This is a genomic window from Pseudomonas sp. FG36, from assembly GCF_057809275.1.
On sequence record NZ_JBMDJQ010000065.1, the window covers coordinates 1 to 11,683 of the forward strand.

Sequence of the window (11,683 nt, forward strand, 5' to 3'; positions counted from 1 at the left end):
CGGCTTGCCGGCGATGGGCTGCGAAGCAGCCCCCTATGGCTTCACGTTTGAATTACAGCGCAGCAATCCGCGCATGCTGTTCGGTGAAGTTGGCCAGGGCCTGCTCCGATTCGGCCAGCTTGGCGCGTTCCTTCTCGATCACCGCAGGCGGAGCCTTGTCGACGAAGGCGGCGTTGGACAGCTTGCCGCCGACGCGCTGGACTTCACCCTGCAGGCGCTGGATCTCCTTGCTCAGGCGCGCAAGCTCGGCGTCCTTGTCGATCAGGCCGGCCATTGGCACCAGCACTTGCAGGTCACCCACCAGGGCGGTAGCCGACAGCGGTGCTTCGTCCTGCTCGCCGAGCACGGTGAACGATTCGACCTTGGCCAGCTTCTTCAGCAGGGCTTCGTTTTCCTGCAGGCGACGCTGGTCGTCGGCGTTGGCGTTCTTCAGGAACAGCGGCAGTGGCTTGCCCGGGCCGATGTTCATCTCGGCGCGGATGTTGCGCAGGCCAACCATCAGCTCCTTGAGCCACTCGATGTCGCCTTCGGCGGCGGCGTCGATGCGGCTTTCGTTCGCTTCAGGCCATGGCTGCAGCATGATGGTCTTGCCGTCGATGCCGGCCAGCGGCGCGATGCGCTGCCAGATCTCTTCGGTGATGAACGGCATGAACGGGTGGGCCAGGCGCAGCGCCACTTCCAGCACGCGCACCAGGGTGCGGCGGGTGCCGCGGGCGCGTTCGACCGGGGCGTTCTCGTCCCACAATACCGGCTTGGACAGCTCCAGGTACCAGTCGCAGTACTGGTTCCAGATGAACTCGTACAGCGCCTGGCTGGCCAGGTCGAAGCGGAACTGCTCGAGCTGGCGGGTCACCTCGGCTTCGGTACGCTGCAGCTGCGAGATGATCCAGCGGTCGGCCAGCGACAGCTCGTAGGCCTCGCCGTTCTGGCCGCAGTCCTCGCCCTTGTCCAGCACGTAGCGGGCGGCGTTCCAGATCTTGTTGCAGAAGTTGCGGTAGCCTTCGACGCGGCCCATGTCGAACTTGATGTCGCGACCGGTGGAAGCCAGCGAGCAGAAGGTGAAGCGCAGGGCATCGGTGCCGTAGCTGGCGATGCCTTCGGGGAACTCGGCCTTGGTCTGCTTGGCGATCTTCTCGGCGAGCTTGGGCTGCATCATGCCGCTGGTGCGTTTTTCCAGCAGGGCGTCGAGGGTGATGCCGTCGACGATGTCCAGCGGGTCGAGCACGTTGCCCTTGGACTTGGACATCTTCTGCCCCTGGCCATCACGTACCAGGCCGTGCACGTAGACGGTCTTGAACGGTACTTGCGGGGTGCCGTCCTCGTTCTTGATCAGGTGCATGGTCAGCATGATCATCCGGGCGACCCAGAAGAAGATGATGTCAAAGCCGGTGACCAGTACGTCGGTGGAGTGGAACTTCTTCAGGAACTCGGTCTGTTCCGGCCAGCCCAGGGTGGAGAAGGTCCACAGGCCCGAGCTGAACCAGGTGTCGAGGACGTCGTCGTCCTGGCGCAGTTTCACATCGCTGCCCAGGTTGTGCTTGGCGCGCACTTCGGCCTCGTCGCGGCCGACATAGACCTGGCCGGCCTCGTCGTACCAGGCCGGGATGCGGTGGCCCCACCACAGCTGGCGGCTGATGCACCAGTCCTGGATGTCGCGCATCCAAGAGAAGTACATGTTCTCGTACTGCTTGGGCACGAACTGGATGCGGCCGTCTTCGACGGCGGCGATGGCAGGCTCGGCCAGCGGCTTGGTGGACACGTACCACTGGTCGGTCAGCCATGGCTCGATGACGGTACCGGAGCGGTCGCCTTTCGGTACTTTCAGGGCGTGGTCGTCGATGCTGACCAGCAGGCCTTGGGCGTCCAGGTCCGCGACCATCTGCTTGCGCGCGACGAAGCGGTCGAGGCCGGCGTACTGGGCCGGCAGCGAGGTGTCGAGCTGGTCGTTGACGCTGCCATCGAGGTTGAACGCCTGCACCGCAGCCAGCACGGTGGCGTTCTTGTCGAAGATGTTCAGCAGCGGCAGGTTGTGGCGCTTGCCGACTTCGTAGTCGTTGAAATCGTGGGCCGGGGTGATCTTCACACAGCCGGTGCCGAATTCGGGGTCGCAGTAGTCGTCGGCGACGATCGGGATCAGACGGCCGACCAGCGGCAGTTTGACGAACTTGCCGATCAGGGCCTGGTAGCGCTCGTCGGTCGGGTTGACGGCAACGGCGACGTCACCGAGCAGGGTTTCCGGACGGGTGGTGGCGACCACCAGGTGGTCCTTGCCGTCGGCGGTCTTGGCGCCGTCGGCCAGCGGATAGCGCAGGTTCCACAGGTGGCCCTTCTCGTCGTGGTTTTCCACTTCGAGGTCGGAGATTGCCGTGTGCAGCTTGGTATCCCAGTTGACCAGGCGCTTGCCGCGGTAGATCAGGCCGTCTTCGTGCAGGCGCACGAAGGCTTCCTTGACCGCCTCGGAGAGGCCGTCGTCCATGGTGAAGCGCTCGCGGCTCCAGTCCACCGACGAGCCCAGGCGGCGGATCTGGCGGCTGATGTTGCCGCCCGACTGGTCCTTCCACTCCCAGACCTTCTCCAGGAACTGCTCGCGGCCCAGGTCGTGGCGGTTCTGGCCCTTGGCCTCGAGCTGGCGCTCGACCAGCATCTGGGTGGCGATACCGGCGTGGTCGGTGCCCGGCTGCCACAGGGTGTCGCGCCCTTGCATGCGGCGGAAACGGATCAGGGCGTCCATGATCGCGTTGTTGAAGCCGTGGCCCATGTGCAGGCTGCCGGTCACGTTCGGCGGCGGGATCATGATGGTGTAGGACTCGCCTGCACCTTGTGGGGCGAAATAGTTCTCGGACTCCCAGGTGTTGTACCAGGAAGTTTCGATGGCGTGCGGCTGGTAGGTCTTATCCATGCGCGGCGGGACCCTTAGGCATTAATTCGGGAAAGCCGGGAAGTATAACCAAGCTGCGCGTTTCAAGACAGGTGTAGCGGGCAAGCCCGCTTGTGGGAGCGGGCTTGCCCCGCGATGTGGACGAAGGGTTACTCGGAACGCTTGAGCAACCGTTCCAGCCGCGCATCGAGGCGGCGCTTGATCTCGGTCTCGATGTGCGGGGTGAAGTCGTTGATCACGTCCTGCATGATCGACTGCGCCGCGGCGCGCAGTTCGGCGTCCAGATGCAGCAGGGTGTCCTGGCGGCGGGTCTGGGCATCCTCTTCAGGTGCCTCAGCCGGCGCCTCAGCCGGCGCCGGCGCTGAGGCGGCGGGCGCTTCGGTGCTCGGCTCGTCGAGCAGCAGGGGGATCTGCTCCACGGTTTCGGTCAGCAGGGGTGGTTGCAGGTCGGCGTCACCCAGCAGCTCGCGGATCGACTCGAGGTCGTCGAGCAGGTGGGCGGAATGGGTCAGGGAGTTCAGCTGCTTGTCCATCGTCGTCAGAGTCGCTGTAAGCGGTGGTCTTGCAGAGCATAGCCCTGTTCGCGGTAGAAACGGAATCGCTCGCGAGCGGCCAGGCGGATGGCCGGCTCCTCGACGACGATTTCGGCGACCCGTTCGAACTGGCCGACAAAGGCCGGAACCTCGCCACCCAGGTTGATCAGCAGGTCACGGTGTTGGCCAGCATCGGCGCCGACACCCAGCGCGACAACGGCGTCCGGGTGCTGTTCGGCATGGTCGTGGGGCAAGAAGGCCTCGCCCTTGAACTGCCACAGGCGCAGGTCGAGCTCGCTGCGCTGCGCCTCGTCCTGGCAGTGCAGGTAGACCCGGTGGCCGAGGCGCCAGGCCTTTTCGCACAGCTTGCAGGCGAAATCCAGGCGCACCGACAGCGAGTCGCTGGGCAGGATGTAGAAATCGACTTTGCTCATGATCGTTCAGTGCCGGCCGGTGGCGCAGGGGCGCCACCGGCTGCGCGCCATCAGGCGCCGGCGCGGTCCAGCAGGTACTGGGTGAGCAGCGGTACCGGGCGGCCCGAGGCGCCCTTGTCCTTGCCGCCGCTGATCCAGGCGGTGCCGGCGATGTCCAGGTGCGCCCAGTGGTAGGCCTTGGCGAAGCGCGACAGGAAGCAGCCGGCGGTGATGGTGCCGGCCTTCGGGCCGCCGATGTTGGCGATGTCGGCGAACGGGCTGTCCAGCTGCTCCTGGTACTCATCGAACAGCGGCAGCTGCCAGGCGCGGTCGTCGGCGCGCTTGCCGGCGTCGAGCAGTTGCCCGACCAGCGCGTCGTCATTGCCCATCAGGCCGGAGGTGTGGCTGCCCAGGGCGACGATGCAGGCGCCGGTCAGGGTGGCGATGTCGATCACCGCCTGCGGCTTGAAGCGTTCGGCGTAGGTGAGGGTGTCGCACAGCACCAGGCGGCCTTCGGCGTCGGTGTTGAGGATCTCGACGGTCTGCCCGCTCATGGTGGTGACGATGTCGCCCGGACGGGTGGCGCCGCCGCTCGGCATGTTTTCGGCGCAGGCCAGCAGGCACACCAGGTTGATCGGCAGTTGCAGCTCGAGCACGGCGCGCAGGGTGCCGAACACGCTGGCGGCGCCGCACATGTCGTACTTCATCTCGTCCATGCCGGCGCCGGGCTTGAGGCTGATGCCGCCGGTGTCGAAGGTGATGCCCTTGCCGACCAGCACGAACGGTTTTTCGTTCTTCTTGCCGCCCTGGTAGTTGAGCACGATCAGCCGTGGTGGCTGGTCGCTGCCCTGGCCCACGGCGTAGAACGCGCCCATGCCCAGGTCCTTGATCTTCTTCTCGTCCAGCACCTCGACCTTGAGGCCCTTGTGCGCCTTGCCCAGGTCCTTGGCCTGCTCGGCGAGGAAGCTCGGGTGGCAGACGTTCGGCGGCAGGTTGCCCAGGTCGCGGGTGAAGGCCATGCCGGTGGCGATGGCGCTGGCATGCTTGACGGCGCGCTCGGCCTCGGCCTGGCCGGCCTTGGCGGTGAGCAGGGTGACTTTCTTCAGGGCGCGCGGTTCGGCCTTCTGGCTCTTGTAGCGGTCGAACACGTAGTTGCCGTCGAGCAGGGTCTCGGCCAGCAGGCGGTACTTGCCGTAGTGGCCATCGCGGCCGGTGACGGCGATGTCGTCCAGGGCCAGCACGGCGTCGCCGCCACCCAGGCCCTTGAGCACGCCGGCGACGCTGGCCACCAGCTTGCGCCAGGCGCGGTCGCCGAGGGCTTCGTCCTTGCCGCTGCCGACCAGCAGCACGCGCTCGGCCTTCAGGCCCGGCAGGCTGTGCAGCAGCAGGGTCTGGCCCGGCTTGCCGGCCAGGTCGCCACGCTTGAGCAGCGCGCTGATGGCGCCTTCGGTGGCCTGGTCGACGGCCTTGGCCGTGGCGCCGAGCTTGCGCCCTTCACCGACGGGTACGACCAAGGTTGCGGTCTTGACGGATACAGCGGCTACGCTTTTTACAACCAATTCCATGTCTGGGGTCCCCGAATGATCTGTCTGTCAGTGGGCGCTGTCTTTCGCAGGCGCTCGGAAAACGCGGCTGACGGGCGCTGCCTGCCAGCGGAAAAGCTGCCAGTTTGAGCCCGCCGCGACCACGATGACAACCCCGATATGCGCCATGGTACGCGGCCAAGTGACAGGCGCCGTCAATCACAGGATAATGCGCGCACTTTTACATGGAGGTTCGCCTTGGCGAACCGGCATTGGTCTTGGCTGTCCGAATCGTTCGTTTGGCTGTCCGCCCCTGACAACCCAGGAGTGTCTGGTTTGATCGTCTTTCGTTATCTGTCCCGCGAGGTCCTGGTGACCTTGAGCGCCGTCAGCGCCGTGCTGCTGGTGATCATCATGAGCGGGCGCTTCATCAAGTACCTGGCCCAGGCGGCCCAGGGCATGCTCGATCCGGGCGTGCTGTTCATGATCATGGGGTTCCGCCTGCCGGGCTTCCTGCAACTGATCCTGCCGCTGGGGCTGTTCCTCGGTATCCTGCTTGCCTATGGCCGGTTGTATCTCGAAAGCGAGATGACCGTGCTGTCGGCCACTGGCATGAGCCAGCAGCGCCTGCTGGCCGTGACCATGGTGCCGGCGGCACTGGTCGCCCTGCTGGTGGCCTGGCTGAGCCTGAGCCTGGCCCCCCTGGGGGTTGCCCAGGTGCAGAAGATCATCGCCCAGCAGGATACCCTGACCGAGTTCGACACCCTGGTGCCGGGCCGTTTCCAGACCTTGCGCGATGGCTCGCGGGTGACCTACACCGAGCAGCTGTCCGATGACCGCATCAACCTGGCGGGCGTGTTCATCTCCGAGAAGCGCTTCAACCAGGACAAGACCAAGGACCGCGCGCCTTCGGTGCTGGTCGCCGAGAAGGGCCACCAGGAAGTGCAGGCCGACGGTAACCGCTACCTGGTGCTGCAGAACGGATACCGCTACGACGGCAATCCCGGCCAGGCCGACTACCGTGCGATCAAGTACGACACCTATGGCGTGCTGCTGCCAAAGCCTGAGGTCGCCGAGGAGGTGACCGAGCGCGAAGCCATCCCGACCTCCGACCTGTTCGGGCATCAGGGGCTGCGTGAGCGCGCCGAGCTGCAGTGGCGCCTGTCGCTGCCGCTGCTGGTGTTCGTGGTCACCTTGCTGGCGGTGCCGCTGTCGCGCGTCAACCCGCGCCAGGGCCGCTTCCTCAAGCTGCTGCCGGCGATTCTCCTGTACATGGCCTATCTGACAATGCTGATTTCCGTGCGTGGCGCCCTGGAGAAGGGCAAGTTGCCTATCTCGCTGGGTATCTGGTGGGTCCATGGCCTGTTCCTGCTGATCGGCCTGGCGCTGATGTACTGGGAGCCGCTGCGTCTCAAGCGTGCCGCTCGCCGTGCGGAGGTGGCCCGTGGTTAAACTGGATCGCTACATCGGCCAGAGCGTGCTGCTGGCCATTCTCGCCGTGCTGGGCATCATCCTCGGCCTGGCCTCGTTGTTCGCCTTCATCGACGAGATGGGCGACCTGAGCGACACCTACACGGTCATGGACGCCAGCAGCTTCGTGCTGCTCACCGCGCCGCGCCGGCTCTACGACATGCTGCCGATGGCGGCGCTGATCGGCTGCCTGATCGGCCTGGGCAGCCTGGCCAGCAGCAGCGAGCTGACCATCATGCGCGCCGCCGGCGTGTCCATCGGTCGCATCGTCTGGGCGGTGATGAAACCGATGCTGGTGCTGATGCTGGTCGGCCTGCTGATCGGCGAGTACGTGGCCCCGGTCACCGAGAACAAGGCCCAGGCCGACCGTTCGCTGGCCCAGGGCGGTGGCGAGGCGCAAAGCTCCAAGCGCGGCATGTGGCACCGCCAGGGCGAGGAGTTCGTGCACATCAACTCGGTGCAGCCCAATGGCCTGCTGCTGGGTGTGACCCGCTATCGCTTCGACAGCGAGCGCAAGATCCAGACCTCGAGCTTCGCCCGCCGGGCGCAGTACGTCGATGGCAAATGGATGCTCAACGACGTGGCCACCACCTACTTCCGCGGTGATCACACCGAAGTGGTCAAGAGCCCCGAAGAGGTGTGGGACGTGTCGGTGACCCCGGAGTTGCTCAACACTGTGGTGCTGGCACCGGAGTCGCTGTCGATCACCGGGCTGTGGGACTACATCCACTACCTGTCCGACCAGGGGCTGAACAATGCGCGCTACTGGCTGGCGTTCTGGACCAAGGTCCTGCAGCCGGTGGTCACCGCGGCGCTGGTGCTGATGGCGATTTCGTTCATCTTCGGCCCGCTGCGTTCGGTCACCCTTGGCCAGCGCGTGTTCACCGGTGTACTGGTGGGCTTCGTGTTCCGCATCGCCGGGGAACTGCTGGGCCCATCGAGCCAGGTGTTCGGCTTCCCGCCGCTGCTGGCGGTGGTTATCCCGGCCGGCATCTGTGCGCTGGCGGGCTTGTGGTTAATGCGCCGGGCGGGTTGATGGCCTGAGCTGCACAAAGAAGCCGACCCTTGGGTCGGCTTTTTTGCGGGTGCTTTTCGCAGGCCTGATGCCCGCGCAGCTCACTTCTTGCGCTTGGGCAGGCGTACCAGCTGGGTCTCGGAATAGATGTCGTGCCAGCTGCGTTTACGTTTGTCGAACAACGACCAGATGAAACCCAGCCCCAGGCACAGCCACGACGCGATCGACACCACGAAACGCAGCAACGCCTGCCAGAGGCTGATGGCGCTGCCATCGGCGTTCTGCACGCGCATGCCCCACACCTGCATGCCGAGGGTCTGGCCGCCGTGGGTCCAGAACTTGGCGAAGAAGCCGAACAGGGCGAACAGCAGGATCGTCGACAGCAGCGGGTCGCCGTCCAGGGCGCCGGCCTCGGTCAGCTCGCGCATGCGCGCCTCGCCGATGATCGCCATCTGGATCATCTTGTACGCGCCGGCAGTCACTATCAGCAGGGCAGTGCACAGCAGGAAGTCGTAGAACATCGCGGCCAGGCGACGGCCCAGGCCGACCGGCGGGAAATCACCCTGGGGGTTGAGCAATGGCTTGGACATGCATGACAGCTCCAGATGGCAAAGGTCCATTCTATGGAATTGCGCGCACAAAAAAGCCCCTGTGCGTCAACACAGGGGCTTTTTATCGGAAGATCAGCCTTCGGCCTGGACTTCGTCAGCCTGCATGCCTTTCTGGCCCTGGACGGCCACGAAGGTCACTTTCTGGCCTTCTTTCAGGCTCTTGAAGCCGTTGCCTTGGATGGCGCGGAAGTGCACGAACAGATCCGGACCGCTTTCTGGGGTGATGAAGCCGTAACCTTTTTCGTCATTGAACCACTTGACGGTACCGTTCTGACGCTCAGCCATTGTCTTATTTCCTATGAAGCTTAAATATTGATGACAGTTTCTTTCACACTTTTTTAAGTGAAAGACTACTGGGCTGGGTTGCAGGAAAGTAAGAGACGTCGAACGGGTTGTAGCAGATTGCGGCTACTGGCCCAGGTCACGAACTGTTGCGACCCATGCAAACACAGTGCAGTGACTCTACGCCAACTGCCGAGCGAAAAACAAGCCCTCGCGACGGGTGAAAATCAGGCTTTTCCCGATCACCGAACGATTTGTCGGAAACGCCGTGGCGCCTGGCCTGGCGCTATGTTCAGAAGTTATTGGACAGGTTCGAAAACGAATATGTCGAACCCGTCCAATCCACTCATTCAGCCACGGTAGTAACGTTGCGCCACGAAAGGCATTTTGCTGACTTTCATGGCAACTTGCTTGCCGCGCACCATTGCAAACAGCGCAGTGTCCAGGGTCGCGTGTTCGTTATCGACATAGCCCATTGTGACCGGCGCGCCGAGCGTCGGACCGAAGCCGCCGCTGCACACCTCGCCGACCACCTTGCCTGCCGCGTCGACGATCTGCGCGCCTTCACGCACCGGGGTGCGCTCCTGGGGCAGCAGGCCTACGCGCTTGCGCGCCACGCCGGCCTGTTGCTGGGCAAACACGGTATCGGCACCCGGGAAACCACCGGCACGTGCGCCGTCGGCGCGGCGCACCTTGGAGATGGCCCACAGCAGGCTGGCCTCGATCGGCGTGGTGGTGGTGTCCATGTCGTGGCCGTACAGGCACAGGCCGGCTTCCAGGCGCAGTGAGTCCCGTGCGCCCAGGCCGATTGGCTGTACCTCTGGCTCGCCCAGCAGCCGGCGCGCCAGCGCTTCGGCCTTGTCGGCCGGCACGGAAATCTCGAAGCCGTCCTCACCGGTGTAGCCCGAGCGGCTGACATAGCAGTCGGCGCCGAGCAGTTGAACGGGCTGGAACTGCATGAACGTCATCTTCGCCACCGCAGGTGCCAGGCGCTCCAATACCTTGACCGCCGCCGGGCCTTGCAGGGCGAGCAGGGCGCGCTCCTCGAACAGCGGCTGGATCTCGCAGCGGCTGCCGATGTGCTGGCGCAGGTGGGCCAGGTCCTGGTCCTTGCAGGCGGCGTTGACCACCAGGAACAGGGTGTCGTCACCGAGGTTGGCGACCATCAGGTCGTCAAGGATGCCACCCTCGGCATTGGTGAACATGGCATAGCGCTGCATGCCCACTGGCAGGTCGATGATGTCCACCGGCACCAGGGTTTCCAGGGCCTTGGCGGCGTCGTTGCCGCGCAGGATGATCTGGCCCATGTGCGAAACGTCGAACAGGCCGGCCTGCTCGCGGGTGTGCAGGTGCTCCTTGAGCACGCCCAAGGGATATTGCACGGGCATGTCGTAGCCGGCGAACGGCACCATGCGGGCGTCCAGTTCCAGGTGCAGGGCGTTCAGCGGGGTCTTGTGCAGTGTTTCGGACATCGGTGACTCCTTGGTTTTTATTCGGGTCAACATTCGATGATGTTGACGGCCAGACCGCCGCGGGCGGTCTCCTTGTATTTGCTTTTCATGTCGGCGCCGGTCTGGCGCATGGTGCGGATGACCTTGTCGAGGGAAACGTAGTGCTGCCCGTCGCCGCGCAGGGCCATGCGCACCGCGTTGATCGCCTTCACCGAGCCCATGGCGTTGCGCTCGATGCAGGGCACCTGGACCAGCCCGCCAATGGGGTCGCAGGTCAGGCCCAGGTTGTGTTCCATGCCGATCTCGGCGGCGTTCTCCACTTGTTGCGGGGTACCGCCCATCACTTCGCACAGGGCGCCTGCGGCCATGGAGCAGGCCACGCCGACCTCGCCCTGGCAGCCCACCTCGGCCCCGGAGATCGACGCGTTCTCCTTGTAGAGAATGCCGATCGCCGCGGCAGTGAGCAGGAAGCGCACCGCCCCGTCCTCGTTGGCGCCGGGCACGAAGCGCATGTAGTAGTGCAGCACTGCGGGGACAATACCGGCCGCGCCATTGGTCGGTGCCGTGACCACACGACCGCCGTAGGCGTTTTCCTCGTTCACCGCCAGGGCGTAGAGGTTGACCCAGTCAAGCACCGACAGCGCATCGCGCAGGCTGGCTTCCGGGTGGCGGCTGAGCTGGCGGTACAACGCCGGAGCCCGGCGCTTGACCTTCAGCCCGCCAGGCAGGATGCCTTCGTGCCGGCAACCGGCCTCGACGCAGTCCTGCATCACCTGCCAGATGCGCAGCAGGCCGGCACGGGTCTCGGCTTCCGGGCGCCAGGCGGCCTCGTTGGCCAGCATCACCTGGCTGAACGACAGGTGCTGCGCGGTGCAGTGGCCGAGCAGTTCCTTGCCGGTCTTGAAAGGGTAGGGCAGCACGGTGCTGTCCTCGACGATGCGGTCATGGCCGGCCGCATCCTCGTCAACCACGAAACCGCCGCCCACCGAGTAGTACTCGCGGCTACGGATCTGCAGGCCGGCGGCATCGAAGGCGCGGAAGATCATGCCGTTGGGGTGGTAGGCCAGCGGTTTGCGGATCATCGCCAGGTGCTGCTTTTCGACGAAGGCGATGTCGTGTTCACCGAGCAGGCTGAGCCGACCGCTTTCACGAATGGCTTGCAGACGGGCGGGGATGGCTTCGGTATCGACGGTGTCCGGATGCTCGCCTTCCAGGCCAAGCAGCACGGCCTTGTCGCTGCCGTGGCCCTTGCCGGTGGCGCCGAGCGAGCCGTACAGCTCGGCCTTGACCGTGGCTGTGCCGGCCAGCAGGCCATCACGGCGCAAGCCTTCGGCGAAGCGCGCGGCGGCGCGCATCGGCCCGACCGTGTGCGAGCTGGAGGGGCCGATGCCGATCTTGAACAGGTCGAAGACGCTCAAAGACATGCTGCTTCCTCCTGATGATGGCCAGTAAGCCCATTGGGGGCTGCTACGCAGCCCATCGCCGGCAAGCCGGCTCCCACAGCTTA

Annotated in this window: 10 protein-coding genes; 2 read left to right on the forward strand and 8 right to left on the reverse strand. The window is 65.0% G+C overall.

Annotated elements, in window-relative coordinates; genetic code table 11:
- Positions 1-52: 52 nt before the first annotated feature.
- The 4 genes from ACODS9_RS26100 to ACODS9_RS26115 all read right to left on the reverse strand — a co-directional run bounded on the left by ACODS9_RS26100 (position 53) and on the right by ACODS9_RS26115 (position 5,389).
- Positions 53-2,899: a valine--tRNA ligase gene (locus ACODS9_RS26100; RefSeq protein WP_457378178.1), complete on the reverse strand. Its 2,847-nt coding sequence runs from the start codon at positions 2,897-2,899 to the stop codon at positions 53-55.
- 128 nt (positions 2,900-3,027) lie between these two features.
- Positions 3,028-3,411, reverse strand: coding sequence for a DNA polymerase III subunit chi (locus ACODS9_RS26105; RefSeq protein WP_489095090.1), 384 nt, complete (start codon positions 3,409-3,411; stop codon positions 3,028-3,030).
- A gap of 5 nt (positions 3,412-3,416) precedes the next feature.
- Entirely contained in the window at positions 3,417-3,845 is a 429-nt protein-coding gene (locus ACODS9_RS26110) for a DNA polymerase III subunit chi (protein WP_023629112.1), read from the reverse strand.
- 50 nt (positions 3,846-3,895) lie between these two features.
- Positions 3,896-5,389 (reverse strand): leucyl aminopeptidase, encoded by a 1,494-nt coding sequence (locus ACODS9_RS26115; protein WP_401106825.1) that lies wholly within the window; start codon positions 5,387-5,389, stop codon positions 3,896-3,898.
- 294 nt (positions 5,390-5,683) lie between these two features.
- Here ACODS9_RS26115 and lptF point away from each other — a divergent pair, with 294 nt between their 5' ends.
- The gene (gene lptF, locus ACODS9_RS26120) at positions 5,684-6,799 is read left to right on the forward strand and encodes an LPS export ABC transporter permease LptF (protein ID WP_023632478.1); all 1,116 of its coding nucleotides are present in this window, start codon (positions 5,684-5,686) and stop codon (positions 6,797-6,799) included.
- Entirely contained in the window at positions 6,792-7,853 is a 1,062-nt protein-coding gene (gene lptG / locus ACODS9_RS26125; protein ID WP_023632477.1) for an LPS export ABC transporter permease LptG, read from the forward strand. The genes lptF and lptG overlap by 8 nt, the downstream gene beginning before the upstream one ends.
- A gap of 80 nt (positions 7,854-7,933) precedes the next feature.
- Here the strand turns inward: lptG and ACODS9_RS26130 are convergent, their stop codons facing one another.
- The 4 genes from ACODS9_RS26130 to ACODS9_RS26145 all read right to left on the reverse strand — a co-directional run bounded on the left by ACODS9_RS26130 (position 7,934) and on the right by ACODS9_RS26145 (position 11,600).
- A complete protein-coding gene (locus ACODS9_RS26130) occupies positions 7,934-8,422 on the reverse strand; it encodes an RDD family protein (protein WP_046854298.1) in 489 nt (162 codons plus the stop codon).
- 93 nt (positions 8,423-8,515) lie between these two features.
- Positions 8,516-8,728 (reverse strand): cold-shock protein, encoded by a 213-nt coding sequence (locus ACODS9_RS26135; RefSeq protein WP_046854299.1) that lies wholly within the window; start codon positions 8,726-8,728, stop codon positions 8,516-8,518.
- A 347-nt stretch (positions 8,729-9,075) separates the two neighbouring features.
- Positions 9,076-10,197 carry a glycine cleavage system aminomethyltransferase GcvT gene (gene gcvT / locus ACODS9_RS26140; RefSeq protein ID WP_489095091.1) on the reverse strand — a complete coding sequence of 374 codons (1,122 nt, stop codon included), beginning with the start codon at positions 10,195-10,197 and terminating at the stop codon, positions 9,076-9,078.
- Positions 10,198-10,223: 26 nt separating this feature from the next.
- Positions 10,224-11,600: an L-serine ammonia-lyase gene (locus ACODS9_RS26145; RefSeq protein WP_401106832.1), complete on the reverse strand. Its 1,377-nt coding sequence runs from the start codon at positions 11,598-11,600 to the stop codon at positions 10,224-10,226.
- Positions 11,601-11,683: the final 83 nt, after the last annotated feature.